This window comes from Plantactinospora sp. B5E13 (genome assembly GCF_039871775.1).
GTDB lineage: Bacteria > Actinomycetota > Actinomycetes > Mycobacteriales > Micromonosporaceae > Plantactinospora.
This window is the reverse complement of sequence record NZ_JBDPLT010000051.1, coordinates 20934-47486: the sequence shown is the minus strand read 5'-3', so window position 1 is coordinate 47486 and position 26553 is coordinate 20934. Positions and strand designations below refer to the sequence as shown.

Annotated in this window: 23 protein-coding genes; 12 read left to right on the top strand and 11 right to left on the bottom strand. The window is 73.7% G+C overall.

Translation table 11 applies throughout. The features are described 5' to 3' along the window. Positions 1 to 5 precede the first annotated feature (5 nt). From ABGB05_RS30975 to ABGB05_RS30965, 3 genes are read left to right on the top strand one after another with little or no spacing between them, the layout of a single operon-like run. A complete protein-coding gene (locus tag ABGB05_RS30975; protein WP_347657480.1) occupies positions 6 to 872 on the top strand; it encodes a hypothetical protein in 867 nt (288 codons plus the stop codon). Continuing rightward, complete coding sequence (locus ABGB05_RS30970; protein WP_347657479.1) at positions 865 to 3639, top strand: FtsK/SpoIIIE domain-containing protein; 2775 nt, start codon at positions 865 to 867, stop codon at positions 3637 to 3639. Before ABGB05_RS30975 ends, ABGB05_RS30970 begins: the two co-directional genes overlap by 8 nt. Beyond that, positions 3636 to 4304, top strand: a complete 669-nt coding sequence (locus tag ABGB05_RS30965; RefSeq protein WP_347657478.1) for a hypothetical protein — start codon at positions 3636 to 3638, stop codon at positions 4302 to 4304. Before ABGB05_RS30970 ends, ABGB05_RS30965 begins: the two co-directional genes overlap by 4 nt. 75 nt (positions 4305 to 4379) lie before the next feature. On the opposite strand, the gene ABGB05_RS30960 is transcribed toward ABGB05_RS30965, so the two are convergent. From ABGB05_RS30960 to ABGB05_RS30950, 3 genes are all read right to left on the bottom strand, one after another. Then, a complete protein-coding gene (locus ABGB05_RS30960; protein WP_347657477.1) occupies positions 4380 to 5663 on the bottom strand; it encodes a cupin domain-containing protein in 1284 nt (427 codons plus the stop codon). A gap of 15 nt (positions 5664 to 5678) precedes the next feature. Then, on the bottom strand, positions 5679 to 5921 hold the full coding sequence (locus ABGB05_RS30955) for a hypothetical protein (protein WP_347657476.1): 243 nt from the start codon (positions 5919 to 5921) through the stop codon (positions 5679 to 5681). A gap of 302 nt (positions 5922 to 6223) precedes the next feature. Beyond that, a complete protein-coding gene (locus ABGB05_RS30950; protein WP_347657475.1) occupies positions 6224 to 7246 on the bottom strand; it encodes a LacI family DNA-binding transcriptional regulator in 1023 nt (340 codons plus the stop codon). Positions 7247 to 7594: 348 nt separating this feature from the next. Between ABGB05_RS30950 and ABGB05_RS30945 the strand changes: the two genes are divergently transcribed. Beyond that, positions 7595 to 9121: a glycoside hydrolase family 43 protein gene (locus ABGB05_RS30945; protein ID WP_347657474.1), complete on the top strand. Its 1527-nt coding sequence runs from the start codon at positions 7595 to 7597 to the stop codon at positions 9119 to 9121. Here the strand turns inward: ABGB05_RS30945 and ABGB05_RS30940 are convergent. From ABGB05_RS30940 to ABGB05_RS30915, 6 genes are all read right to left on the bottom strand, one after another. Beyond that, positions 9077 to 10081 (bottom strand): GNAT family N-acetyltransferase, encoded by a 1005-nt coding sequence (locus ABGB05_RS30940; protein WP_347657473.1) that lies wholly within the window; start codon positions 10079 to 10081, stop codon positions 9077 to 9079. The genes ABGB05_RS30945 and ABGB05_RS30940 overlap by 45 nt on opposite strands. A gap of 54 nt (positions 10082 to 10135) precedes the next feature. After that, positions 10136 to 10588, bottom strand: a complete 453-nt coding sequence (locus ABGB05_RS30935; protein WP_347657472.1) for a YbhB/YbcL family Raf kinase inhibitor-like protein — start codon at positions 10586 to 10588, stop codon at positions 10136 to 10138. A gap of 174 nt (positions 10589 to 10762) precedes the next feature. Beyond that, entirely contained in the window at positions 10763 to 11224 is a 462-nt protein-coding gene (locus tag ABGB05_RS30930; protein WP_347657471.1) for a hypothetical protein, read from the bottom strand. A gap of 111 nt (positions 11225 to 11335) precedes the next feature. After that, a complete protein-coding gene (locus ABGB05_RS30925) occupies positions 11336 to 12520 on the bottom strand; it encodes a low temperature requirement protein A (protein ID WP_347657470.1) in 1185 nt (394 codons plus the stop codon). 102 nt (positions 12521 to 12622) lie between these two features. Further along, on the bottom strand, positions 12623 to 13078 hold the full coding sequence (locus ABGB05_RS30920; RefSeq protein WP_347657469.1) for an SDR family oxidoreductase: 456 nt from the start codon (positions 13076 to 13078) through the stop codon (positions 12623 to 12625). Then, complete coding sequence (locus ABGB05_RS30915) at positions 13057 to 13737, bottom strand: transposase (protein WP_347657468.1); 681 nt, start codon at positions 13735 to 13737, stop codon at positions 13057 to 13059. The genes ABGB05_RS30920 and ABGB05_RS30915 overlap by 22 nt, the downstream gene beginning before the upstream one ends. Here ABGB05_RS30915 and ABGB05_RS30910 point away from each other — a divergent pair. The 6 genes from ABGB05_RS30910 to ABGB05_RS30885 all read left to right on the top strand — a co-directional run bounded on the left by ABGB05_RS30910 (position 13736) and on the right by ABGB05_RS30885 (position 21814). Further along, positions 13736 to 14113, top strand: a complete 378-nt coding sequence (locus tag ABGB05_RS30910) for a Sir2 family NAD-dependent protein deacetylase (RefSeq protein ID WP_347657467.1) — start codon at positions 13736 to 13738, stop codon at positions 14111 to 14113. The two genes, ABGB05_RS30915 and ABGB05_RS30910, sit on opposite strands and share 2 nt — an antisense overlap. Before the next feature lie 74 nt (positions 14114 to 14187). Then, entirely contained in the window at positions 14188 to 16362 is a 2175-nt protein-coding gene (locus ABGB05_RS30905; RefSeq protein WP_347657466.1) for a hypothetical protein, read from the top strand. A 352-nt stretch (positions 16363 to 16714) separates the two neighbouring features. Beyond that, a complete protein-coding gene (locus tag ABGB05_RS30900; RefSeq protein WP_347657495.1) occupies positions 16715 to 18133 on the top strand; it encodes an OFA family MFS transporter in 1419 nt (472 codons plus the stop codon). After that, on the top strand, positions 18130 to 18252 hold the full coding sequence (locus tag ABGB05_RS30895) for a hypothetical protein (RefSeq protein WP_347657465.1): 123 nt from the start codon (positions 18130 to 18132) through the stop codon (positions 18250 to 18252). The genes ABGB05_RS30900 and ABGB05_RS30895 overlap by 4 nt, the downstream gene beginning before the upstream one ends. Positions 18253 to 18454: 202 nt before the next feature. Continuing rightward, positions 18455 to 20296: a hypothetical protein gene (locus ABGB05_RS30890; RefSeq protein WP_347657464.1), complete on the top strand. Its 1842-nt coding sequence runs from the start codon at positions 18455 to 18457 to the stop codon at positions 20294 to 20296. 51 nt (positions 20297 to 20347) lie between these two features. Beyond that, positions 20348 to 21814: an NADH-ubiquinone oxidoreductase-F iron-sulfur binding region domain-containing protein gene (locus ABGB05_RS30885; RefSeq protein WP_347657463.1), complete on the top strand. Its 1467-nt coding sequence runs from the start codon at positions 20348 to 20350 to the stop codon at positions 21812 to 21814. Positions 21815 to 21930: 116 nt separating this feature from the next. On the opposite strand, the gene ABGB05_RS30880 is transcribed toward ABGB05_RS30885, so the two are convergent. Both ABGB05_RS30880 and ABGB05_RS30875 read right to left on the bottom strand, forming a co-directional pair. Further along, positions 21931 to 22596, bottom strand: coding sequence for a class I SAM-dependent methyltransferase (locus tag ABGB05_RS30880; protein ID WP_347657462.1), 666 nt, complete (start codon positions 22594 to 22596; stop codon positions 21931 to 21933). Between the two features lie 106 nt (positions 22597 to 22702). Further along, complete coding sequence (locus tag ABGB05_RS30875) at positions 22703 to 24406, bottom strand: cholesterol oxidase substrate-binding domain-containing protein (protein WP_347657461.1); 1704 nt, start codon at positions 24404 to 24406, stop codon at positions 22703 to 22705. 238 nt (positions 24407 to 24644) lie between these two features. Here ABGB05_RS30875 and rnhA point away from each other — a divergent pair, with 238 nt between their 5' ends. Further along, positions 24645 to 25163 carry a ribonuclease HI gene (gene rnhA / locus ABGB05_RS30870; protein WP_347657460.1) on the top strand — a complete coding sequence of 173 codons (519 nt, stop codon included), beginning with the start codon at positions 24645 to 24647 and terminating at the stop codon, positions 25161 to 25163. Then, the gene (locus tag ABGB05_RS30865) at positions 25160 to 26545 is read left to right on the top strand and encodes an MFS transporter (protein WP_347657459.1); all 1386 of its coding nucleotides are present in this window, start codon (positions 25160 to 25162) and stop codon (positions 26543 to 26545) included. The genes rnhA and ABGB05_RS30865 overlap by 4 nt, the downstream gene beginning before the upstream one ends. The last annotated feature ends 8 nt before the right edge of the window (positions 26546 to 26553 follow it).

Sequence of the window (26553 nt, the reverse complement as noted above, 5' to 3'; positions counted from 1 at the left end):
TCCGGATGTCCATCATCTCCGACCTCGGCGCCCAGGTCCGGGCCGCCTCCGACGACCTGCCGATCGCCCTGGTGGTGGAGGCGCTCGACCGGCTCACGCTCGCCTCCGAACGGCTGCGCTGGGTCCGGCAGGAATCTGTCGACCCGCTCGGCGTACCGGAACTCTCCGCCGCCACCGAACACGCGGAGACTGCCGGCCACGCCCTCCGACTGGCCCAGGACCAACTCGCCACCTACCTGGCGGCGATCGGTCTCGGCCGGGACGGCACCCCGGCCGCCCGGCCGCCGGGCCCCGCCGGTGAGCGTCCCGGCCCACCGGCCGCCGAGCCCTTGGCCGCGCCCCGCCGTGTCGCCGCCGGACCCGCCGGACGGTGGTGGGCGGTGCGGGTCGCCGAGCTGTTCGACCGCCGGGACGCCCCGGCGGTCGAACCGGACCGGGAGATCACCGACGCGGAGGAGTTGCTGCGCCGGGTGACCACCGGTGTCCGCTCCGGCGACCGGGGCCGGCTGCAGACCGAACTGCGCGCGGTCGAGGCCAACGTCGGGCTCGGCCTCGCCTCGGTCGCGCCGCCGGTGCTCCGGGACCTGGCCACCACACTGCTCGGTCACCCACCCCGGGCTGCCGACCTGCCCCGGCTACGCCGGGAGGTCGGCAGCCGGGTCACCGACCTGCTGCCCAACCTGCCACCCGCCGTGCTGGAGACGTTGCTCAGCCGGGTCTGCCGGATGCCACCGCCGAAGAATCCGGTGGAGCAGCCACACCCCGCCGATCCGGCGGTCGCCGCCGGAATCGTCACCGGGCTGCTCATGCAGCGGCTCGGCGTCGACCAGCGCCCGGTCACCGCCCGCGCACCCCGGGACACCCATGCCTGACCTCCGGACCCAGCTCGTCACCCGGGTCCGCACCATGTTGTCGCACGCCCTGGGCTCGTCCCGGACCCGACTCGGCACGGCCCGGACCGAACTGGACGCCGCCGCGCAGCGGCTCCGGCGGGTCCGGGAGGCAGCGGCCCGGGTGCCGGACCGGGTCGGTACCGAACGCGACCGCCGGGTCGCCGACCTCGCCGACCGGTACGCCGCCCAGATCGACCGCCTCGCCAACCGCGCCGGTACGGCGGCGGCCCGGGAGGCGCCGGGTGCCGCCAGCACGGACTGGCCGGACTGGCGGCCGACACCGGTGACCCGGGGCGAGCCACCCGGACCACTGCGGATCGGCACGATCCGCCTGCCCGGCAGCCCGACGGTTCCGGCGCTGGTGCCGCTGCTCGACACCGGCCACGTACAGCTGTCCGGTACGGACCGGGCCGGCTGCGACGACGTCGTCGCCACCCTGCTGCTGCGTGCCCTCGGCCGGGCCGCCCCCGGAGCGGTCCGGCTGATCGGCTACGACCCGGAACACCTCGGTGGCGGACTCGCCGGATTCGCCCCGCTCTCCACCGCCGGCCTGCTGACCTTCGTCGGTCCCGGCGGCCTGGCCCGACTCCTCGACGACCTCGTCGACCAGATCCGCCGGATCAACGAGACCGTCCTCGCCGGCGAGTACCGGTCGCTGCGGGAGCTGGCCGCGGCAACCGGTCGGCGCCCCGAACCGTGGCGGGTGGCGGTGCTGCTCGGCGGCGAGGAACTGTCCCGGCACGAGCGGGGACAGCTGGACCGGGTGGTCCGGACCGGTGCCGCCTGTGGCGTGCACCTGGTGGTACGGGGCATCGCGCTGCCCGCCGAACCGACCGTCTGCCGGGTGGTGGTGACCGACGCCGAGGCCCGCCTGGACTCCTGTCCCGACCTGCCGGTACGCCTCGATCCCGCACCGCCGGCCACCCTCGTCACCGAGACCAGCCGGGAGGTCGCCACCCGGGTCAACGCCGGTCCCCCACCGACCCCCTTCACCGACCTGCTGCCGCCGGTGGACGAGATGTGGCGGGAGGACTCGTCGCACGGGCTGACCGCGCCGATCGGCGACGGCCCGCAGGGTCGACCGGTGCTGCTGACCCTCGGGGACTACCCGCCGCACGCCCTGATCGGCGGCCCGTCCGGCACCGGCAAGACCAATCTGATCTTCGCCTGGATCGGTGCGCTCGCCGCCCGCTACTCCCCCGCCGAGCTGGAGTTCTACCTGCTCGACTTCAAGGAGGGGGTGTCGTTCGCCCGGTTCGCCCAGGGTCGGCGCGACCCGAGCTGGCTGCCGCACATGCGGCTGGTGGGCATCAACGTCAACACCGACCGCGAGTTCGGGCTCGCCCTGCTACGCTTCCTCGCCGAGGAACTGCGCCGACGGGCCGACGCCGCAAAACGGCACGAGGTCACCAAGCTCTCCGAACTTCGCAGCGTCGACCCGCAGGGACGCTGGCCTCGGATCGTCGCCGTGGTCGACGAGTTCCAGATGTTGCTCGCCGGCCGGGACGCGGTCGCCCGGGAGTCCGCCGACCTGTTGGAGGACCTGGCCCGGCGCGGCCGGTCCCAGGGCATCCACCTGGTCCTCGCCTCGCAGGATGTCCGGGGCATCGAGGCGCTCTGGGGCCGCCCGGCCCTGGTCGCCCAGTTCACCCTCCGGATCGCGCTGCCCAAGGCGCTGCGGATCCTGGCCGAACGCAACGACGTCGCGCAGACCCTGCCCCGGCACCACGCCGTGGTCAACGCCGAGTCCGGCATGCCGGAGGGCAACCAGGTGGCCCGGATTCCGGCCGCGAGTGACTGGGGCACCTGGAGCGACCTGCAGCACCGGCTGTGGCGGATGCGGCCCCCGGACGCCGCCCCGGCCCGGCTCTTCGACGGTGACGCGATCCCCCGGCTGGACGAGGCACCCGACTTCGTCGCCCTCCGGCCGCCCGGGACGGAGCGGGTCGGCACCGCCGGCCGGGAATCCCGCACCGCCGGCGATGCCACCCGGGAGGCCGGCACCGACGCCGGTGTCGAGCGGGCCCCGGGCGGCGCCCGAGGGCCGGTCGCCCTGCTCGGCGAGATCATCGACGTGCAGGCGAGATCGGCCGGGATGCGGCTGCCCCGGGCCCCGGGACGCAACCTGGCGGTGCTCGGCACCGGCGTGGACGAGGCCTGCGCGGTGCTGGAGGCGGCGGCCCGCTCGCTGCGCCGCCAACACCGGCCCGGTACCGCCCGGTTCTCCATCGCCTGCCTGGACCCGGACGCCGACACCGCGGCCCGCTCGCTCTACGAGGCGCTGGGCGACGACGCCGCCTGGTACGACGAGGAGGACATCACGGAGCTGATGGCCGAGACAGCGAACGGGCTCGGCCGGGGCAGCGCCCCTGGCGAACCGCACTACCTGCTCCTCTACGCGGTCGACGCGGCGGCCGGGCAACTCGGTGGCAGCCTCGGCGGGCGAACCGGACTGGAGCACCTGCGACACATCCTGCACAACGGCCCCGAGCGACGTACCCACACCTTCGCCTGGTGGCGCGGGGTGGCCCGGATGCGGGCCGACCTCGGCGGGCCGGCGTCGCGTACCGACCAGATCGGCGCCTGGATCGCCCTGGACGTGCAGGGGGCGGAACTGGGCACCTCCCTCTACCCTGCGGCGGGCAGCGGCCCCGACTGGTATCCCCGGCCCTGGCGTGGCCTGTTCTTCGACCGGGCGGTGCACCGTACCGGCCAGGTGATCATCCCGTATGGACCGTCCCGATGACCGACGAACCGGAACCCGTCGAGTCGTACGCCCGGGCCATCCGGCAACTGGCCGAGGTGACCGGCCGGGCCAACGCCGAGCGGGCCGAGGCGGACGCCTGGTACGCGCGCCAGTGCCGCGCCGCCGAACGCGCGGTACGGGACGCGGAGCAGGCGGTACGGCGGGCCGAGGCGGAGGTGGCGGCGGCCCAGGAGGAGGTCGACGCCACCGAGGCCGAGGTGCTGCATCTCTGGAGCACCCTGCGCGGGCACCTGGGCGCGGCCAACCGGCGCCTGGGCGAACCGCCGCTGCCCCGGGCCGGGGCGGTCGGTGACACCGAGGCGCTGCTCGACGGCGCCCGTGAACTGCTCGAACGGGCCCGTACGCCGGGCGAGCTGCCGGGCACGACCCGGCCGTTGCTGGCCCTGTTCGGGGTCCTCGGCTCGGCCGCCGCGTACGCCCTCGGGTTGGCCGCCCGCGCGGTCGGTCTCCGGTACGGCGGAGACCTCGCGGTCGCGATGCCGGTCCTGAGTCTGCTGGTCGCCCTGCTCGGGCCGGTGGTCGGGCTGTTGCCGGCCAAGGTCCTCGCCGAGCGGCGGCACGCCGGACTGGATCTGCGGGCCGGACTGGTGGTGGTCGTCGCCGGCCTGGTCACCACCGGCGCGCTCTTCGGGCTGCTCCGGTGATCCCACCCCAAGGGGGTGCGGAAGGGCCCTTCCACAGCACCGGGCTACCGCCCCGGCGACGGGAAGGCCCCCTTCCTAGACCTCGACGGCGACGGCTTCGCGGAGCAGCCGGCGGGCCAGCACGATCCGGTCGGCGTCGTCGTCCAGCCCGGGCAGATCGCCAACCCGGGTCACGCCGCCAGCGAGGAACGCCCGGAGGGCGAGCGCGCACTGCGCCGGGAAGCTGACGGCACGGTCGAACAGCAGCAGGCCCACCCGGCCCGGGCTGTCGCCGTCGCCGTCGGCGGGCTCGGGCCGCAGCTGCCAGCGCAGTCCCGGCCGGGGTGTCAGCCGGGTGTCGGCGTCGAGCCGGGCGATCGCGGCGGCCTGGGCAAGCGGTCGGATCGGCGCCGGTCGGGCGGCCGGCCAGGCCCGGCGCCGCAACCGTTCCGCGACGGCCGCCGGATCGGCCCGCAGCAGCCAGTCCCGCAGTGCCTCGACGGTCTCGGTCAGTTCCGGTTCGAGCTGGTTGACATCGGCGACGTCCACGCCGAGGGGCAGCCCGGCGCGGAGCCGGCGGTCCTCGGCGGCCAGGTCGAGCAGCGCCTCCACGACCGCGTACCGGGTCAGTGCCCGCACCCCGACGGTGAGGTGCAGGCTCGCCTCGTCCCGGGCCGCGGCACTGTGCAGCCAGCCCCGGGGCAGGTAGAACGCGTCGCCGGGGGCCAGCACCACGTCCAGCGCGGGTGGCCCGTCGGCGACCGCCGACACCTCGTCGGCCCGCCCGCCCCAGGGCTGCCGTTCCAGCGGGTCGGGCAGCACCGGCTCGTGGATCCGCCAGTGCTTGTGCCCGTCGACCTGGAGTACGAAGACGTCGTGGGTGTCGTAGTGGGTGGCGAAGCCCTGGTTGCCAGGTGGGGTCAGGTAGGCGTTGACCTGTAGCGGCTGCCCCAGGGTGAGGCTCAGTTCACGGGTGAAGTCGATCAGCGCCGGCCAGGTGCGGTGCAGTCCCTGGAGCACCAGGGTGGCACCGTCGGCGTAGAGGGCGAGGACCCGTTCGTCGAGTACCTGGTCGGCGATCTCGGCGCCCGCCCCGCCGCCGCCGGTGTAGCGCCCGGTCGGCAGCACCTCGCCGTTACGGGCCACCCGCAGGAACGGGGCACGCAGCCCGCGCCGGCTGAGTAGTTCGTCGGCGTCGGCGGGACTGAGCAGGTCGGTGAAACCCGCCGGGTTCGGCAGTTCGGTGGCCCGGGAGAGCAGCGGAACCCGTCCCCAGTGGGCGGCGGCGAACTTCGCCGGCTCGACCGCCACACAGCGCCCCAGGGCCGGTGCGGTCCGCCGGGTGGGCGGCGCCACACCCATGGTCGGTTTCTCGCGCATCGTGCTGCCGCGGGCCTACCGGGCGGCGCCGTCGGCGCCACCGTCGTGCTGGCCGGGGGTGGCACCACCGTCGGCCGGACCCTCGGCACTGCCGTCCGCGCCACCGTCGTGCTGGCCGGGGGTGGCACCACCGTCGGCCGGACCCTCGGCACTGCCGTCCGCGCCACCGTCGTGCTGGCCGGGGGTCGCGCCACCGTCGGCCGGACCCTCGCCGCCACCGCCGGCGGTGCTGCGGATGTCGTCGTCGTCGAGTCTCATCGGTACTCCCTCGCCGTCGCGCGCCCCGACGGGTGGCAGGGCGTCGCTAGCGGGTACCCAGCGCCGGATCGCCTCTAACCCGGCAAACCGGCCCGCCCCGTCAATCGGGCAGGATCGGTGGCGAGTCAGCAGGGAACACCGGCCGGTCCGAAACCAGGGACCGCCGGCCCGCCCCGGGACACCGGCGCCGCCCCGACCCGCCCACGAGCCGGCGGGACCTACCGGAAGGCTCCCGGTAATCCCGTCGCGGCGCAGGAGGCGGGCGGCGCGGCCCAGGATCGACGGCGCGGCGGCCGGTACGGTCAGCGTCGCGGGTACGGCGCCGAACTGTCCCGGACCACCAGGTCGGTGGAGAGTTCCACGCGCGGGGTGTCCAGCGACTCTCCCTGGGCCAGCCGGAGCACCGTCCGGGCGGCCAGGATGCCCATCTCGGCGAGCGGCTGGCGCACCGTGGTGAGTGGAGGCGAGGCCCACCGCGCCTCCGGCAGGTCGTCGAAGCCGACCACGCTGACGTCGTCCGGCACCCGGAGGGCACGACGGCGCACCGCCTCGTACGCCCCGAACGCCATCTGGTCGCTGGAGGCGAAGATCGCGGTCGGTGGTTCGTCGAGGTCCAGCAGCGCGCTGCCGCCGGAGAAGCCGGACTCGTGGTAGAAGTCGCCGGGCACGATCAACTCGTCCCGCAGCGGGATGCCGGCGGCGTCCAGCGCGGCCCGGTAGCCGTCGAGGCGGGCGCGGCTGCACAGCAGCCGGGGCGGACCGGCGATGAAGCCGATCCGCCGGTGCCCCAGCGACAGCAGGTGCTCGGTGGCCCGCAGCCCGCCGGCCCAGTTCGTCGCGCCGATGGTCGGGATGTCCAGGCTCGGCACGCCCGCCGGGTCGACCAGCACCATCGGCACGTTCAGCCGACGCAGTTCGGCGTGCACCGGCGGGGCGAGGTCGCTGGCGACCAGGATGACGCCGTCGGTGGCTCGGGTACGAAGGTTCTGCAGCCACTGCCGGGTCGAGGTGGAGCGGCGGTGGATCGCCGAGACGACGGTGCCGACCCCGGCGGCGTGTGCCACGTCCTCCACGCCCCGGATGATCTCCACCGCCCACGGGCTGTCCAGGTCGTTGAAGATCAGGTCGACGAGGCTGGCCCCGGCCCGCGGTCGGGTGGCCCGGCGCCGGTAGCCGTGCCGGCGCAGCAGTTCCTCCACCCGCTCCCGGGTTTGTGGTGCGACGTCGTTGCGGCCGTTGAGCACCCGGGAGACGGTGGGCACCGACACACCCGCCTCCTGGGCGATGGCGGTGATGGTGATCCTTCGTCCTTCGTCGACCGTCACGAGGCAGCTCCTTCGTTGAGGCTTCAGGGTACGACCGAAACACTTTCGAGGGTGCACCGGCGTCCCCACCGTGCCTTCTCCGTATTTTGCCCCAGCTTCCGGGGTTGACTGTCCGCACAACGGGCCATAGCGTTCCGATCCAGTTACGGAATTATTCCGGAAACTTTTCGCCGGAGGGATCGGTTATGACGGTGACCCGCCCTGCCACGAGGACGACGCTCGGCACCGCTCCGGACGAAGGCCGGGGCTCACGCCCCGCCCGCCGCTCCGTCACCGGGCGGGGCCGACCGACCGGCGACCACGGTCGCCGGGGCGACCGGTAGCCCGTCCGGGCCGCTCGACGAACCGATGCGGACCTTCGCCAACCCGGTCATCCCCGGCTGCCACCCGGATCCGAGCGTGTGCCGGGTCGGCGACGACTACTACCTGGCCTGCTCCAGCTTCGAGTACTTCCCGGGAGTGCCGATCTTCCACAGCCGGGACCTGGTCTCCTGGACCCAGCTCGGCAACGTGCTCGACCGGCCGAGCCAGTTGCGGCTGCCGCCCGGCACCCCCTCCTCCGGCGGCGTCTACGCGCCGACCCTGCGGCACCACGACGGCCGGTTCTGGCTGATCACCTCCAACGTCCCGCGCGGCGGGACCCTGCTGGTCACCGCCGAGGATCCGGCGGGGCCCTGGTCGGAACCCGTCCCCCTGCCGGACGTCACCGGCATCGATCCGGACCTGGCCTGGGACGAGGACGGCAACTGCTGGTGCACCACCGCCGGGGTCGACCAGCGGCGGATCGACCCGGTCTCCGGCGCGGTGCTCAGCCCACCGAAGCGGCTCTGGTCCGGCACACCGGGCGCCCAGTATCCGGAAGCGCCGCACCTCTACCGGGTCGGCGACACCTGGTATCTGCTGATCGCCGAGGGCGGCACCGAACGCGGGCACGGCATCTCGGTGGCCCGGGGCCCGGCCCCGGACGGGCCGTTCGAGCCGTGCCCGGCCAACCCCATCCTCAGCCACCGCAGCACCGACCACCCGATCCAGAACACCGGACACGGCGACCTGGTCCGGGCCGGTGACGGCTCGTGGTGGCTGGTCTTCCTCGGGGTACGCCCGCGCGGCGGCACCCCCGGCTGGCACGTCCTCGGCCGGGAGACCTTCCTCGCCCCGGTGACCTGGTCCGACGGCTGGCCCGTGGTCGGCCCGGTGACCCCGGTGATGCGCGCTCCGGACCTGCCGCCGGCGCCGGTGCCCGCCGCGCCGGCCCGCGACGACTTCGACACCGGCGGGCTGCACCCACGGTGGATCTCCATCCGGTCCCGACCGCCGGAGGACGTCTCCCTGGTCGAACGCCCCGGCTGGCTGACCCTGCGGGCCCGGGGCGGATCCCTCGACGACCCGGGCGTGACCTTCGTCGGGCGCCGGCAGGACCAGCACGACGTCCGGGTCCGCGCCCTCGTCGACGCCGGGCGGGGCCGGGGCGGACTGGCGGTACGCCTCGACGAGCAGCACCACTACGCGGTCGAGGTGGGCGACGGCGAGGTGTGCGTACGGGCCCGGATCGGGCCCCTCGCGCAGCGGCTCGCCGGCCGGCCGGTCTCCGGCCCGGTGGTGCTCCGTGTCGAGACCTGGGCGTCCGGCCCCGGCATGGACCACCCCCGGCAGGAGCCGGACGTGGTACGGCTCGGCTTCGAGGCGCCGGACGGCGAGTTCGTCACACTCGCCGAACTCGACGGCCGGTACCTCTCCACCGAGGTCGCCGGTGGTTTCACCGGGCGGCTGATCGGCTGTTACGCCGCCGACGGCACCGTCCAGGTCGACTGGTACGACTACCACCTGCTGTCACTGGACCGGCTCGCCCTCGCCGACGACCTCGTCGACGCCTGAGGCCGCCTCGACGGTCCGTTCGAAGGTGTCGACCTCGTACCGGGTGGTCAGGCCGGCCGAGTGGTAGAGCCGGACCGGCTGGTTCGGGTTGGTGAGGTCCACCCCGAGGCCCGCGTACTCGCGTCCCTTGCCGGCGTAGCGGGCGAAGGCGTGTCCGAGCAGGGCGGCGCCCACCCCCCGGCGACGGTACGGCCGCAGCACCGCCAGCGCCTTCACCCAGCCCTCGTTCTGATCGAGGTTCTGGTCGGCGGACCGCAGCGCCCCCGCCGGTTCACCGTCCACGACGGCCAGCAGCCACTCGTCCCAGGAAACGCTCGGCAGCGCCGCCACCCGCGCGCGCCACTGCTCGTAGCTGGTCGGCTGGTGGTCGTCGGTGTCCCGGAACGCGGTGTCCAGGATCCGGTGGAAGGTCCGCAGCTCGGCCTCGTCGGCGGCACGCACCGGACGGATCGTCACCCCGGCCGGCGGGGACGGCGGCACGGCGCTCAGCCCGGCGAGTGACCGGCGCATCCGGGCGTACCGTTTGACAAAGCCGAATCCGGCGGCCCGCAGCGTGGCGATCCACCGCGACTCGGTGGGGACGGCCATGGCGCGGACCGTCGTCCGGTCGGCGCCGGACTCCGCCGCGCGTCGCGCGGACCGGGCGAGTTGGCGGGCCAGCAACGGCCGTTCGGCGGCGACACCCCGCTCCGGGTGGACGTAGACGGTGACGCTCTCCCGGATGCCGGTGACCGCGTCCTCCAGGTACGACCAGCCGACCACCTTGCCGTCCGGTGCCACCGCGAGCCAGGAGTCCCGGGTCGGGTCCGATCCCGGCGCGGTGAGTGCCTCCCGGACGTCGTCGGCGCTGAAGTCGGGGTGGCCGACCGCCGCGATGTCGCTGGCGTGCACCACGGCGAGGATCGCCGGTACGTCGTCGAGCGTCGGCCGGCGCACCGACCAGCCGGAGGGAAGCCGCATGGCGGCATCCAACCACCGGCGCTGCCGGGACGGCCGCCGATTTTCCGCCCGGTGTCAGCGGGCGAAGGTGCCGACCATGTTGCCGCTGGCCAGTTCCAGCGCGCCGATCGCGGCGTGCACGTCCGGCACCTGCGGCGCGGCGGGCAGCTCCAACGGCTGGTTCACGGCGTAGAGCCGGAAGAAGTAGCGGTGCGGGTCGTCGTTCACCGGTGGATGCGGTCCGCCCCAGCCGGCGGTGCCGAAGCCGTTGACCCAGGCCCGGCCGCCGGGCGGTGTCTCGCCCTCGGCGACGCCACCGGAGTCCGCCTCGATCCCGGTCACCAGCCAGTGCAGGAACGGCGTCCGCCCGGCGTCCCGGTCCTCGACGAGGAGGATCAGTTCGGTGGCCGACTCGGGTACGTCGCCCCACTCCAGCGGTGGCGATATGTTGCCGCCGGCCCGGGAGAACCGGTCCGGCAGCCGGTCGTGGTCGTTGAAGGCGACGCTGCGCAGGTTGATCCCAGCCATGACGTCGTCCCCTCCCCGGTTCGGTGCGTTCGGGTCACGCCGGCCGGTGCCCGTGACGGGCGGCCGGTCCGCACCGCGACCCCTGGTCCGATGGCCTACCCGGGACCGGTCCGGGCAAACCCGTGACCGGCCCGGCGGACCCGGGACGGCGCGACGGCACCGGTGGGCGGGCGGTCAGCCGCGACGCGTACCGCCGAGGTGCCGGCCGAGCATCCGACGTTTGCTGGCGGCCCGCCCGAACAGGTCGTCGAGGAGCAGGGTCAGGCCGGCACCGACCAGCCAGGAGTCCTTCGCCAGCCCGGCGCCCTGCTGCGTGGGCCGCGGATCACCCGGCTCGTGCATGCCCGGGGTCGCCCAGTACAGGCGCAACAGGGCCCCGCCGAACCCGGCCAGGCCCGCGCCGACGAGTGCGCCGGGAACCACCGGCAGCAGCAACGCGGCGCCGAGAGCGATCTCGGTACCGGCGAGCAGCCGCGCGAACGTCTCCGCCGAGAACCGTCTGACCGGCGGCATCGCGCCGACGGCCATCCCGTGCACGCTCGCCGCCGCCTCGCCCTCCAGGCTCAGCTTCGACAGACCGGAATTCAGGACGTACGCGCCGATCGTGACGCGCAGCGGAAGATGGGACAGGTTCATCTGGCGGCTCCACTCTGCCGTGCCACTGTTCGGCTCGCCTACCCGGAACCGCTGCCGGCACACCCGACGAAGCAGGTGTGCCGGCAGCGCCCGGGTTGGCCGGTGAGCGGGTCACAGGGCCGGCTTCGGGGGTTCCGGGCGTTTACCCCAGCTGCGCAGGGTGTCGGCCAGCGCCATCCCGGCCAGCACCAGGCAGCCGACACCGGCGATCGCCAGGACGGGCAGCAGGAGCATCACCGGTGAGATCACGATCAGGACCAGCGCCGCGACCACCCGGGACGGCGAGACCCGGCCGAAGACCTCGTACTCGAAGCGGGACCGGCCGACCAGGAAGAGCGCGGGCCCACCGAGCAGCAGCCCGACCATCGGCCAACCGGCGTCGTCGAGCGGATCCGCGATCATGAGTTTGAAGGCCGCCGCCTTGATGACAACTCCGGTGACCATCACCAGGTGGGTGTAGGGCGCCACCCGGAAGAACCGTCGGGTCTCGACGACCGACTCGATGGCCAGGGGCAGCACCTCGCCGGCGCGGTGGGTGTAGATCCGCCACAGCAGCACGGTGCTGAGGAACGCCACCAGGAACGCGCCGGAGGAGGCCGGGCCGGCGCGCACCTCGCTGTAGGTGAATCCGCTGACCAGGATCGCGTCACCCAGCGCGATCATGAAGAACTGCTGGTACCGCTCGGCCAGGTGCTCCGCGGTGACCCGGTACTGCGCCTGTGGCAGCGGACCGAGTCCCGGCGTCGGATAACCCAGGCTGAACGCGACGTAGTCGATGGTCAGCGCGCCGGCCCACCAGGCCGCCCGGGCGACCTCCCCGGTCACCAGGCCGCCGATGACCCAGGGCACGGCCGAGACACTGAACCAGAAGAAGATCCGCAGCGCCCGCTTCTGCACCTCCTGGCCGCGCAACGTGGGAATCAGGAACAGCCCGCGACTGAGGTGGATACCGACGTACGCGCACGCGAAGACGATGGCACCCGAACCGAACGCGTGCGGCACGGTCGCCGCCAGCAGCAGGCTGCCCAGCATGGCACTGAGCATCAGCAGTTGGATCGAGACCTGTTGCGGGTCGTAGAGGTCGGTGAGGAACGCGGTGATCGACCAGACCCACCAGAGGGCGGCGAGCAGCACCGCGGTCTGAAGGACCCCGAGCCAGGTCAGGTTCTCCACCAGATGCCGGGAGATCAGAGAGAGCGCGACGACGTAGACCAGGTCGAAGAAGAGTTCGAGCAGGGAGACCCGGCGCGAGCCCTCCGGGTCGCGTTCCAGCGCCGCCTTGGTACTTGCTCTCACCCGGCAAGACTGCGACAGATCGGGCCAGCGGTCCGGCCTTTCGCCCCGTTTGCCGGCCACCGGGCGAGGTCGGCGCGGCGGCCCGACCGTGACGCGGCCGCGCTACGGCACGATCGTGTCGACGTACCCGCCGTCGACCCGGACCGCCGCGCCGGTGGTAGCCGAGGCGAGCGGGGAGGCCAGGTACGTGACCAGGTTCGCGATCTCGTCGGGTTCGATCAGCCGCTGGATCAGCGACTGCGGCCGGTGCAACCGCATGAACTCTCGCTGCGCCTCCGGCCACGGTAGGCTCCGGTCCACCAACTGGTAGACGAAGTCCTCCACGCCGCCGGTGTGGGTGGGGCCGGCGATCACCGCGTTGACCGTGACCCCGGTGCCGGCCGCGGCCTTGGCGAAACCGCGTGAGACGCCGAGCAGTGCCGTCTTGGAGACACCGTAGTGGATCATCTCGGCCGGGATCACCACCGCCGAGTCACTCGCGATGTACTGCACGCGTCCCCAGCCCCGCGCCATCATGCCGGGCAGGTAGGCGCGGGTCAGCCGGACCGCGGCCAGCACGTTGACCTCGTATTGACATCCTCTCCGGCCTGAAGGACGGAGATTCCCTCCACGCTGTGTGTGGACCGCGCGGCGTCCGGGTGGGTTCCCGCTTCCCTGCGCGCCGCCGGCACGGATGCCGGTCTTACGTACGCTCCACGGGCGTTGAGGTCCGCCTGTCCAGCGGCCCTGACGTTCCTGGCGGCGTTGACGTCCCGGTCGTGGGCCGCTCCGCACGGGCAGTCCCACGACCGGACGTTGAGCGCCATCTTCTCGTTGATGCGTCCGCAGTCGGAGCACATGCGGGTGGACGGGAAGAACCTGTCCACCCGGCCGAAGGTGCGCCCGTACCGGGCGGCCTTGTACTCCAACATGGCGGTAAAGGTGGCCCAGCCCGCATCGTGCACGGACTTCGCCAGCCGGGGCCGGCCCAGACCGGTCACACACAGGTCCTCGACGTACACCGCTTGGTTCTCGCGGATGATCTGCGTCGAGACCTTGTGCTGCCAGTCGCGCCGGGTGTCGGCCACCCGCACGTGCGCGCGAGCGACCTTCTTGACGGCTTTCCTGCGGTTGGCCGAGCCCTTCTGCTTGCGCGAGAGGGCCTGCTGCAACCGGCGCAGCTTGCGTGCCACACGGCGCAGGAACTTCGGCGCGGCCACCTTCGTGCCGTCGGACATGACCGCGAAGTGCACCCCGACGGCTGGAACCCTGGCCCGGGTCGCGGACGGCGACGAGGATCCCCGCTGCCCGGACTGCGGCGGGATCCTCAAACTCGCCGTGGTGCTGTTCGGCGAGGACCTCGACCCGGCGACGCTCGGGCAGGCGAGCCGGATCGCCGAGGCGGCCCAGCTGTTGCTGGCGGTGGGCAGTTCGCTGACCGTCGAACCGGCCGCGTCACTGTGTCTGGTCGGGGCGATGGCAGGCGCCCGGCTGGTGATCGTCAACCGGGACCCGACGCCGTACGACGGTCTCGCCGACGCGGTGGTCCGGGAACCGATCGGCAGCGTCCTGCCCCGGATCACCGCCGCGTTGACCGGCGGCCACCCCGGGTAGCCGCGCCGCGACGCCGAGCCGGTGGGCGGTTCCGGAGACGATGACCAGGTGCGACGGTCGCGTACGGTGTGCCCGTGATGCCACCCCCACCCCCACCCCCGCCGACGCCGGGCGTCCGTTGGTTCGTCGGTACGGCGTACCGGTTGGCCGCCGGGCACCTGGGTCGGCTGTTCCGGGCGACGGTGCCGGCCCTCGTCCCGGTCTGCCTGGTGGTGCCGGCCCTGTGGACGGTCGCCGGCGGCGACCGGTCCGCGATCGTCGACGGCGTGCCGCTGCTGGACGGCGGCGGCCGGCACCACCTGCCGGCGACCCTCGCCGCGTTGCTGGTCGCGCTGGTCGGCTGGTGTGTCGCGATGGTCGCCGGGCAAGCGGCCCTCGTCGCCGAGCCGCCGGCTCGGCGGATGTGGGGCCGGTGGGGGCGGGCCGGGGCCGGGACGGCCAGCCTGCTGGGTCTGTGCGTGGTACTCGGCGGTGCCGGCCTGGTGGTGGTCGTCGGTCCGCTGCTCCGGATCCTTCCGCCGCGCCTGGCGGTCGTGCTGCTCGGCGCCGCCCTCCTCGCCGGCCTGCTCGCCCTGTGCCGGGTCGCGCTGACGCTGTCCGCGATCGGGCTCGACGGCCTCGGCACGGGGCCGGCGGTCGACCGTGCGCTCGCCGCCAGTCGGGGCCGGCCGTGGCGGACCTCGCTGGGGGTGCTGGTCGGCGCCGGTCTGCTGCCGGTCCTGGCCCTGGTCGGCACCGCCGCCCTGGCCGACGCCGTGACCGGCGGTCTGGCCGCCGTCGCGGCCACCCCGGTCGCCGCCGGTCTGCCCGCCCTGCTGTACACCCTCGTCCTGGCCGTCGTCGTGCCGGTCCAGGCTGCCACCCTCGCGGTGGGATATCTCGGCCCGGAGCGGATCGAGCTGGTCCGGCACACCGCCGTGCCGTCGGCGTCCGAGTCGGCCGGCCGGTCCACCCACCGCCTCGGCCGGCTCGGGCTCGTCGTCGCGCTGCTGGCCCCGGCCGGGCTGGCGGTGGTGGTCACGGTGGTGAACCCGTATCAGGTACCGGCCGTCCGAACCGGTCACCTGGCACCGCCGGGGCTGCTGCTCGCGGTCGGCCTGCCCACCGGCGCCCCACCCGTGCTGGTCGACAGCGCCGGCATCGTCGACTGCGCCGACGCCGGCTGCCACTCGGCACGGACCCACACCGACAGTACGGTCATGGCGGCCGGCGGGGTCCGGGCGGCGACCGTCACCCCCGACGGCACGGTCTGGTACGCCACCGCCGACCCCGGCCGGGGACCGTCGGCCGACACCCGACTGCGGTTGTTCCGGTGTACCCGCACGGGCCGCTGCGACGAGTCACCGTCGTCGTACGCCTGGCCCGGCGCCGGACCGCAACCGGCGCACCTGGCGGTGGCCGTCGGGCCGACCGGCGCACCGACGGTCGCCGCGATCCTTGACGGCGGTGCCGGGCAGGACGAACTCGCCGGGTACCCGTGTGCCGACGCCGGTTGCGGCAGCCGGGCGGAGGTGCTGTTCGGCCGGGTACCCGGCGGCGACCGGATTGTCGTCCCCACCGACGGTCCGAGGTTCCGCCCGCCGCTGGTGCTCAGCGTCGACACCGCCGGACGTCCGGTCGTCGGTTACCGGGCTCCGGACGGCGGCACCTGGCTCGGCACCTGCGAGTCGCCGCGCTGCGGCGAACCCCGGTCGCGTCAACTGGCCCCCGGGGGCCTCCTCGACGACCTGCCGGTCCCGGCCGGGCCGGGCGTCGACCGCAGCGGATCCGCCACAGTCCCCGGCGTCCCTGGCACACCCGGCGGGGTCGGGGTGGCCGTCGCCCCGGACGGGGCTCCGGTGCTGCTGGACGAGACGCGGGGAACTCCACGGCTGTGGCGGTGCGCCGAGCCGCGCTGTGCCGAGCACCGCCTGTGGCCCGCCCCGGTTTCCGGCTGGCCGGGCCTCGTGGTCACGACCGACGGCCGGGCGCTGATCGGGCCGGTCGCGGATCCGACGGAGCGGTCCGCCGGCGAGATACGGTTCGGCCCGGCCACGGTACGGGTCGGCCCGGCGGCGCCGGACCCACCCGGCCGGGTGGTCTTCTGGGTCTGCCCGCTCGACGACTGCGCGAACGGCCACCCGGTACGGCTGCACCGGGCGACGCCCGCCGGCCCGGTCGCGTTGGCCAGTTCGGCGGACGGTCGACTGCTCCTGGTCCAGGCCGACGGGACCGGCTACCAGGTGGCGTCGCTGCGGCTACCGGACTGAGCGCCGGTGCCGGGGTCGGCAGCGGGTGCCGGACCGGGCGACCGGCCCGGACACGTCGACCCGGCACCGGCGTGCCTCCGCGGTGCCCGGCCCGTCACCCGGCGTCCTGACCGGGCCGTCGTCACTGGTACGCCTTGAGTACGACGGTCCGGATGAGACCGTTCGGCTCAGCTGATCGACCGCCCGGCGATCAACCCGGTTCTGAAGATCACTTAGCCGGTTCGGGGGCGACTAGGTTCCGGCGACAAGCCACTGAATCCGGCGGAACCGACGATGCGCCCCCCGCCACCCCGGCGAGCGCCGCCGCACCGTTGCACCCGCCTCACCCGCAAAGCGAGGTGCGACCGTGCCACTGCTGTCCGCACTCGACCACCAGCACACCGTCGCCCGCCCGGGATACAGCCGCTGGCTGATCCCGCCGGCGGCGCTCTCGGTACACCTGTGCATCGGTCAGGCGTATGCCACAAGCGTCTACAAGAACTCCCTGATCAGCCACTTCGACACCAGTCAGACCGCGATCGGGGTGGTGTTCAGCATCGCGATCGTGATGCTCGGACTCTCCGCCGCGCTCGGTGGCACCTGGGTCGAGGCCCACGGCCCGCGCAAGGCGATGTTCGTCTCCGCCTGCTTCTGGGCCACCGGCTTCCTGGTCGGTGCCCTCGGCATCGCGACCCGTCAACTCTGGCTGGTCTACCTCGGGTACGGCTTCCTCGGCGGCATCGGTCTCGGCATCGGCTACATCTCCCCGGTCTCCACCCTGATCAAGTGGTTCCCGGACCGTCCCGGCCTCGCCACCGGGCTCGCCATCATGGGCTTCGGCGGCGGCGCGATGTTGGCCAGTCCGCTGTCCCGGCAACTGCTGTCGCTGTACGACCCCGACTACGACCCGGCCAACGCCGCCTCGGTCGCCTCCGGGGGCGCCCTGGTCGGGCTCTTCGTCACGCTCGGTCTCGGCTACTTCGCGATCATGATGTTCGGTGTGGTCAACGTCCGGGTACCGGCACCCGGCTGGCGACCGGCCGGCTTCGACCCGGCGAGCGTGGCGGCCCGGCCGCTGGTGACCACGGCCAGTGTCTCGGCCTCGAACGCGATCCGGACCCGTACCTTCTGGCTGCTCTGGATCGTGCTGTTCTGCAACGTCACCGCCGGCATCGGGATCCTCGAACAGGCCAGCCCGATGATCCAGGACTTCTTCCGCGACGGCGGGACCTCCACGGTCAGCATCGCCGCGGCCGGCGGCTTCGTCGGACTGCTGTCGCTGTTCAACATGGCCGGTCGGTTCGTCTGGTCGTCGACGTCGGACGTGATCGGCCGCAAGCCCATCTACGTGGTGTACCTCGGGGTGGGCATGGTGCTCTACACCCTGCTCGCCCTGGTCGGCTCCACCGCCACCGCCCTGTTCGTCCTGCTCGCCTGCGTCATCCTGTCCTTCTACGGCGGCGGTTTCGCCACCGTCCCCGCCTATCTACGGGACATGTTCGGCACCTTCCAGGTCGGCGCCATCCACGGCCGGCTGCTGACCGCGTGGTCCGCCGCCGGGATCGCCGGCCCCCTGATCATCAACGGCTTCCTCGACGCCCAGGGCCGGCCCGGCACCCTCACCGCCGACGCGTACCGGCCGGCGCTGTTCACCATGGTCGGCGTACTGGCCGTCGGTTTCGTGGCCAACCTGCTGGTCCGACCGGTCCCGGAACGCTTCCACGAGCCGGTCGCCCCGGACCCCGCCGCGCCGGCCGGCGACCCCGACATCGAGAGGAGCACCACCCGATGAGCCCTGACCCGTCCGGCCAGACCGGTCGACTCTGGATCTCCTGGCTACTGGTCGCGATTCTGCTCGGCTACGGCGTGGTACAGACGGTCATCACCGCGGCGAAGCTCTTCACCGGCTGACGCCAGATCCCACCCCGGGACAACCACCGCCACCGATCGTGAAACATAATCGGCACTGACTCATCCGTCTGACCGGTTTCCACGTACTTGAGGTGGGTCGGGCCGCGGTACGACAGCGGCCCGACAGACCGGCCGACGTGGTCCGGTCGGGTCGAGCGGCACGGTCGCCCGTCGACGACGACACGGCCGGCCAGGGTGAGCCGTGACGTGGGCGCCGAGGTGGAAGATCGAGGAGCGGATGGCCGGGACGAGACAGCTTCAGCGAGCCAGCATCCCGAAGAGCTTCACCAGCCGGGCTACCGCGCCCCGCCCGAGGTCGGCGGTCGCGCTGCTGGTCGTCTCCGCGCTGACCGCCGTCTGGGCGGCGGCGATGCTGAGCCCGTTCGGCAACATCATCGACGCGTACATGTTCGTTTTTGTCGTCTTCTTCGCCGGACCGGTCACCCTGGTCTCGCTGAGTCTGACGGTGATGGTCGGGCTGGTCGCGACCGACCGGATCGTGCTGCTGATCCGGCACCGGGTGCTGCTGCAGTCGGCGCACCGGGCGCTCGGCATCATCGCGGTCATCGGGCTGGTGCTGCACGTCCTGACCAAGATTTCCGCCGGTCACGTCAGCGCGTCCAACGCGTTCCTGCCGTTTGTCGGGGGTGCGAACGTCTACGTCGGACTGGGCACCGTCGCCGGGCTGATGATGGTGGGTGTGCTCTGGACCGGCCTGATCCGGGCCCGGTTCGCCGGAATCGGCAAGCCGTGGATGTGGCGGGCCCTGCACAGCGTGGCGTACGCCGCCTGGCCGATCGCCCTGGTGCACGGCCTGGAGGCCGGCCGGACGGCGGCCACCTGGGTCACCGCCAGCTACCTGCTCTGCGTGGCCATGGTGGTTGTCCTCCTGCTGCTGCGGCTCTCGGTCAGCCTCGGGCGCAAGCGTGAGGCCTCCCAGACCACCGGGTCGATGGCACCGGTCGGCCGGCCGGCGAAGCCGGCTGCCGGGGGCCGGGCCGGTACGGCGGCGCCGGCCCGTCGCCGGACCGCCGACGAGATCCGGGCCAGCCGACAGAACGCGGCCGACCGGGACGGCCGGCGCGGTGGTTCGGCGGACCGGGGGAACCGACGCTCCGGTACCGCGGACCGTGACGACCTGCGGGACACCGGCGCCGGACGGTGGAGCGAGCGGACCGCCTCCGCCGAACGGGACGACCGGCGCGGCGGCGCGGCCGACCGGGAGCCCCAGGCTGACCGGGAGCCGTCGGCCGGCCGGCGCCGCCGCAGCCTCGACGACCTGCGCGGGGACGGCACGGAGCCGGGTATCAACTCCTGGGCCCGGGCCGGCGAGTTCGACACCACGGACTCGTCGCGCCGTGGCGCCGACCGGTTTACCGTGCCGGAGGTGCCGCTGGACCGGGAGGCGCTCGCCGGACCGGGTCGTCGGGACACCGCCGCCGAGCCGGAACTGCCCTGGGACAGCCCGCGCCGTTGGACCGGCGACGACGCCGACGAGCCCTGGGACCGGCCCGGACGCGGATCCGACAACGCCGCGGACCGGCCGGCGCGGGGCATCGGCGACTCCCGCTACCGTCGGCTGTCCTCTGACGACGAACCGCCGCGCAGCAGCCGGCACGACACCGGGTCGATGGCGGCGGTCGACCTGACCGGGACCGACCCGGGCGGGACCGGACGGCGACCCTGGCGGGACCCGGACGACGAGGCGCCGACGAGCGGGGCGCCACGGGCCGGCCGCCGGCGGCGGGACCCGGACGACGAACCGGGCGAGGAGCGCGGCGGACGGCACAGCCGGGGACGCGACGAGACCGACGCCGAGGAGAGCACCCTCGGCTGGGGCCGGGCCGCCCGGTACGAACCCAACCTGGTGGCCCGGCGCGACGAGGACGACGAGGAACTCGACACCCCGACGCTGGTCAACCTCGCCGCCCGGCGGGCCCGCCGGGGCAGCGCCGCGACCAGCCGATCCTCCCGACGTCGCAAGTCCGACGAGGCGGCCGAGGAAGGGGCGTACTGGACCAGCCTGAAGGGTGACGCCCGCTGAGCGCGGGTCGCATCCGCGAGCCCTCCCGTAACGAACCGAAGGTGTGACGAGATGAGTTTGACCGCCGTACCCCCGGTCGCCTGCTTCGGCGAGCCCCGGCTGACCGCCGGATTCGACGAGTTCGGTCGGCTGGACCTCACCGCCCACGAGATGGTGCACGGCGCGGTGAACCCCCTCTCCGCGAAGGGTCTGATCCGGCTGGTCGAGGGCATCGAACTCAAGGGCAAGGGCGGTGCCGGTTTCCCGTTCGGACGCAAGGTCAAGGCGGTACTGGAGTCCGCGGACCGGCAGGACCTGCCCACCGTCGTGGTGGTGAACGCGACCGAGGGTGAGCCGGGGGCCTGGAAGGACAAGGCGCTGCTCACCCGCGCGCCGCACCTGATCCTGGACGGTGCCGCGATCGCCGCGTACGCGTTGGACGCCGACGAGATCGTGATCGGTGTCGCGGACGACGGCATCGGCGAGGCCTCGCTGACCGCCGCGCTGGCCGAGCGCCGGATGCCGGTCCGGACCGGGATCGTCACCGTGCCGCACCGGTTCATCTCCGGTGAGGGCGGTGCGCTGGTACGCGGGATCAACGGCGAGGCGCACATCCCGCCCGGACGCAAGCAGCGGGCCAGCGAGACCGGGGTGGGCGGGCTGCCGACCCTGCTCTCCAACGCGGAGACGTACGCCCAGCTCGCGGTGGCGGCGCGCCTCGGACCGTACGAGTACGGCACGGTCGGCACCCCGGACGAGCCCGGCACCGTGTTGCTCACCGTGACCGGGGCCGCCGGCCGTCCGGCGGTGGTGGAGTGCCCGACCGGAATCCCGCTGCGCGACGTGCTGGAACTCTGCGAGGCGCCGGAGGGGCCGGGGGTGCTGACCGGCGGCTACCACGGCAACTGGATGACGGCGGAGGCGGCGGCCACCGCCGAGGTCTCCCGGGCCGGTTTCAGCAAGGCCGGCGGCAGCCTCGGCGCCGGGATCATCATGCCGATCGGCAACGACGTCTGCCCGCTCGGCGAGGCCGCCCAGGTGGTGCAGTACCTCGCCGGTGAGTCGGCCGGCCAGTGTGGACCGTGCCGGCTCGGCCTGCCGGACCTGGCCCGGACGATGGACCAGATCGTCGGCGGCAGCGCCTCGGCCGAGGCGGTCCGGGCCGCAGCCAGCGCGGTCCGCGGTCGGGGCGCCTGCAGCCACCCGGACGGTACGTCCCGGTTCGCCACCTCGGCCCTGGAGGTCTTCCTCGAGGATCTGGAGGCGCACGCCACCCGGGGCGGCTGTGGCAAGCGGGTCAAGGGGGTGCTGGGTCTGCCGTCCGCCCCCGACAACCCGACGTCGAAGCTGGTGGTGGACTGGTCCCGCTGTGACGGGCACGGGCTCTGCGCCCACGTCGCGCCGGAGTTCATCCGGCTCGACGCGAACGGTTTCCCGGCGTTCCCCTCCTCCCCGGTGCCGACCTGGCTGGAGTCGGGTGCCCGCAAGGCGGTCCGGATGTGTCCGGAGCTGGCGCTGCGGCTGCTCCCGGTGGAGTGACCGGCCGCCCGGACGAGCCGCTCGACGGCGGACGCGGTCGCCGGCGACGTCGGTGCCGACGCCATCGCGCGGCGCGGTCCGTCCTCGATGGTCGGCGGGCGGTCGCCCCGGGCGGCTCAGCCCGCCCGCCGGGCCCGGACCGCGAACATGGTCGGGGTCGGACGGCCGCCCTCGGCGAACCGGTCGGGTACCAGCCCGACGTCGAGGAGTCCGTGCAGCAGTTCGGGCAGTGGCCGGTGCTCGGCGCCGACCTTGTCGCGGATGCCCTGGTCGGTCCAGGACTCCGTGCTCCAGCCGCGGTCGAGGTAGCCCGGCCGGATGACCACCGCGGCCGGGTCGGCCCGGTCGGCGAACGCACCGCAGAAGCACGGATGTACTCCGATGTGGACGAACACGCCGCCGGGGACGAGGACCCGGGCCACCTCGCTCAGCACCGTCGGATAGTCCGGCATGTCGGTATGCACCATCACCGCGACGACCGCCGGGAACGACCCGTCGGGGAACGGCAGGCCAGCGGCGTCGGCCCGGACGACCGGCAGCCGACCGGTCGCGTGCCGAAGCATGCCGGCGGAGATGTCGACCCCGAACGGGGTACGGCCGAGCGCGCGGACGGATGCGGCGTACACACCGGTGCCGCAGCCGATCTCCAGACACCGGCCGTCGCCGGGCCCGAGCAGCCGACGCAGGGTGGGGACGATCTCCAGCGGATCACCGGCCGCCGCCTGGCGGTCGAGGAACTCGTTCGCGTACCAGTCCGCGATCTCGTCGTACGCCGCTCGCATCTGGTCCTCCCGTGGTTCACGATTCCGATCCCCCATTCACCCACGGTGGAACACCGGCGGCCGGCCCGTTCGCGCAGGGCGCAGCGGCCGCCGGTGCCGACGGCGGTCAGGTCGATTCGGGCAGCAGGACGTCGAGGAAGGCGTTGCTGAAGAGTCGGTGCGGGTCGTACCGGTCGAGGGTGTCCAGGGCCCACTCCCAGGTCGGGTCGGGCCCCTGGCGGTAGGAGTCGGGGACGGTCCCGGTCAGCATCGTCGGGTCCGCCCAGGCCGCCCCGTCGGTGTAGCCCCAGCCCTTCGACCACTCCGCCCGACAGAAGGCGTACGACCCGGTGTAGGTGGTGAAGAAGAAGTCCTCCATCTCCCGGTAGAAGGCGTGCAGCCGCGGCGCGGTGGGGAAGCTGAGCACGTCGAACCAGACGACGGTGTCCCACTCGGGATGGTCCGGTCGGGGCCGGACCGCGGAGAGCGCCGGCGGCCGTGCCCCGGGGACGCCGGCGTCCTCGGCCCGGTCCACCCCCGCGACCCGGATCTCCACCTGTCCGGTGACCGGGTACTCGCCCCGGGCCTGGTACGCGGCGAGCTGCCGCTGGTAGAACTGGGCGAACTCGCTGACCACCCGCTGCAGCGACGCCCGGGTGGTGTGCACGGCGTAACCGTTGGCGTGCTCCCGCAGGGTGGTCGGCTTGACGTAGAGCAGCAGGTTCTTCGACGGCCCCCACAGGTCGTGGCCGAGCGTGGCGGTCAGCCCGGTGACGGCGGTGGTGTACTGCAGTTGGCCGAACGTCGGCGCCAGCCACCAGGCCCCGCCGATCAGCTGCTCGGCCAGTTCGGCGACCGGCCGCGGCACGTTGTCGGAGAAGGGGTAGTTGTACGGCGTCGCCACCGGCCGGGAGGTGAGCGGCCGGGTCGGGGCGACGCTCCAGACCTTCAGCCAGGGGTGCTCGGTGAAGGCGAACCAGATCGCCTCGACTCGTCCGGCGGCCGCGACGAAGCTGGCCAGGGTACGACGGGCTCCGCTGCCCGGCGGGGCGAACAGTTCGCTGGCCGGGATGTCGACGCTGCTGACGCAGCGCAGGTTCTGGTTCGCCCCGACCCGCAGCGTCACCTCGGTGACGAGGGCCCGGCCGAGATGGGTCAGGAAGGCCGCGCAGTCCGGCTCGGCGCGGTCGAAGGTCCGCAGTACGTAGCCGCCGGCCGAGGCGTCCCAGACCACGGCGGTGAGGGAGAGGATGAGGTTGCTCAGCGAGCCGTAGCCGTGGCCGGGCGCCCGGGTCTCGCCGTCGGCCGGCACCGAGGTGCCGTGCCCGTTGATCGCGAGCACCCCGCCGAGGCTCAGTTCGCCCGGCGCGGGGGTGTTGGTCACCCCGAGTCCGTGCTCCTCGCAGTAGCCGAGGAACGCCTCCATGGTGACGCCGGTCTGCGCCCGGACCGCCGCCGCGCCCGGTGTGGTGGAGAGCACCGTCATCGCGGTGAGGTGGCGGGTGGTGTCGACCAGGAGGGTGCGGTCGATGTCCGGGTCGCCGTTCGGCACGGTCAACGGTGACCAGGTGTGCCGGTAGCCGCGGGCGCGTACCGTCCAGCCGTTCCGGTAGGCCCAGTTGGCCACGGTGACCAGGTCGGCGGGCGACCGCGGTACGCAGGTCCAGGCCCCGGTCACCTGGATCTCGCCGGCCCAGTTGCGGTAGACCTCGCGGTGGACCGGGATGTCGGCCGGGAAGCCCGGCGGTGACGCGGATTCGGTCGACAGCCGCAGTGCGCCAATCGCGGTGGCGGCGGATGCCTCCAGGAAACCCCGGCGGGTGAGAGCCATCGTGTCCCTCTCTGCTCGGCGACGATCGATGCGAGGTTGATCGATCAACAAAAATGATCGACGCCTTACCCCGCGCCGCCGAGGTCCGAATCCGGCCCGCCGGCCGTTTGGAAGCCGCTGCGCAAACCGACAACGCCGGCACACCGCCGTCAACCCGGCGACGCCGTCCGGCCGTCGGCCTGGGCGCGCCGTCCCCCGCCCCGGGCCGGAGACCGGGTACGGCGGGTATGTTGCCCGGGTGACGGAGCAGTCAATCCCCCCGGTGGTCGACATCTACACCGACGGCGCCTGCAGTGGCAATCCCGGCCCGGGCGGGTGGGGCGCGGTGCTGCGGTACGGCACCCGGGAGAAGGAGATCCACGGCGGCGAGCCGACAGCCACCACCAACAACCGGATGGAGATGATGGCGGCGATCCAGGCGTTGGAGAGCCTCACCCGCCCGGTGACGGTACGCCTGCACACCGACAGCACCTACCTGCGGGACGGCATCACCCGGTGGCTGCCGAACTGGAAACGCAACGGCTGGCGGACCGCGGCGAAGCAGCCGGTGAAGAACGCCGACCTGTGGCAGCGACTCGAGGCAGCGGCCGGCCGGCACGACGTGCGCTGGCACTGGGTGAAGGGACACGCCGGGCATCCGGAGAACGAGCGCGCGGACCGGCTCGCCGTACGTGGCCTACGGGAGGCCTCCCCCGGCACCGGCGGCCGGGTCGGCGCGCAGCGGGGCTCCGGCAGTGCCGGCTCCCGCACGGGGTGACCGGGGCACGGGCCGACGCGCCACCGGGACCGCCCGATCCGCCGGAGCCGCCGCCCGTCCCAGCAGGGCCGCCCGATCCGCCGGAGCCGCCGGACGGGCGGGCGCTGTGGCGCGGACGGGACTTTCCACTCTTCCTCTCCGGGCAGACCCTCGCCGCGCTCGGGAACTCGTTCTCGCTGATCGCCGTACCGCTGCTGGTGTTGCACGCGACCGGCTCGGTCGCCCAGATGGGGCTGCTGACCGGTCTGGGTGGCGCCGCGTCGGTGCTCGCCGGCATGCTCGCCGGGTTCCTGGTCGACCGGGTCGACCGGAGGCGGCTGCTGATCGGTTGCGACCTCGCCCGCGCGCTCGGCTACGGGCTGATCCCGCTGGTCTGGCTCTGGTCGCCGCAGGTCTGGCTGCTCTACCTGGTGGCGCCGGTCGGGGCGGCGGTCGGCATGCTCTTCCAGGTCGGCTACGTCAGCGCCGTGCCGGCGCTGGTCGCCCCGGGGCAGATCACCCGGGCGAACGGCCACCTCTACGCGAGCTACGCCGCGGCCGGCATCGCCGGACCGCTCCTGGCCGGTGCGCTCTCCGCGGCGATCGGCCCGGCCGCCGCGATCGCGGTCAACGCCGGCACCTTCGGCTGCTCGGCGCTGGGGCTCCGCTTCGTGCGGTTCCGGCCCCCCGCCGCCCGGCCGGTCGGTCCGGAGCACCGGGTGGACGCCGGCCGGACGTCACCGGACACCGGTGCGGCAGACCCCACCGAGCGGGCCGCCCGGTGGTCGGATCTGCTGGTCGGGGTCCGGTTCCTCTGGCGCCATCCGACGCTGCGGGCGCTGACCGTGGCGCTGTCGTTCCTGACCTTCCTGACCATCGGTCTGACCGACGTCTTCATCTACCACGTGAAGCACGACCTGGGCCGCACCGACGCGGCGGTCGGCGCCGTCTTCGCCGGAGCGGCCGGCGGCACCGTCGTCGCGGCGCTGCTGGTCGCCCGAATCCGCCGCCGGCTCGGTTTCGGGGTCTGCTGGATCGGCGCGTACGCGATGGCCGGGCTGGCTGTCGCCGGGGTGGGTCTGACCGGCACCGTCCCGGCTCTGGCGGCGCTGGTCACCGTGTACACGTTCGGCACCGCGACCGCCGGCATCTGTTCGGTGTCGCTGCGTCAGCAGGTCACCCCGGAGCGGCTGCTCGGCCGGGTGACCTCCGCGTTCTGGACCCTGCACTCGGCGCTGGGCCCGCTCGGCGCCGCCGTGCTCACCGCCGCGGTGGCCCGCTACGGTACGACCCCGGTCTGCCTCGTCGCCGGTCTGCTCTGCCTGGGCATCGCCACCGCCACCACGCTGACCCCGATCCGGCAGTCCCGCCCCGAACTCGTCGCAGTCCGGGGCGGGACCTGACCAGCGGC